Here is a 250-nt window from a genome sequence, read left to right as displayed (position 1 = left end):
CCGCTCGTTGGCGTCGTCGCCGTTGGAGCCGACCTGGAAGGTGCCGTTGTAGTTGCCGTCCAGCAGCTTCTGACTGCCGAACGACGTGGTGTTGGCGATTCGGGTGAGCTCGGTCTTGAGCTCGCCGAACTCCTTGTTCGCCGCCTTCTGCGACTGCTCGTCCTGGGAGCCGCCGTTGGCGGACTGGACGGCCAGGTCACGCATACGCTGCAGGATCGAGTGCGTCTCGGTGAGAGCGCCTTCAGCCGTC

Annotated in this window: 1 protein-coding gene; it reads right to left on the bottom strand. The window is 65.2% G+C overall.

The window, feature by feature from the left end:
* Positions 1-250, bottom strand: a 250-nt coding sequence (locus IE99_RS0128655; RefSeq protein ID WP_030177602.1) for a flagellin N-terminal helical domain-containing protein, incomplete at both ends; no start/stop codon positions are given.

The sequence above is a fragment of the Spirillospora albida genome (assembly GCF_000718255.1).
Classification (GTDB): domain Bacteria; phylum Actinomycetota; class Actinomycetes; order Streptosporangiales; family Streptosporangiaceae; genus Spirillospora; species Spirillospora albida.
This window is presented reverse-complemented; position numbering and strand designations above follow the sequence as displayed.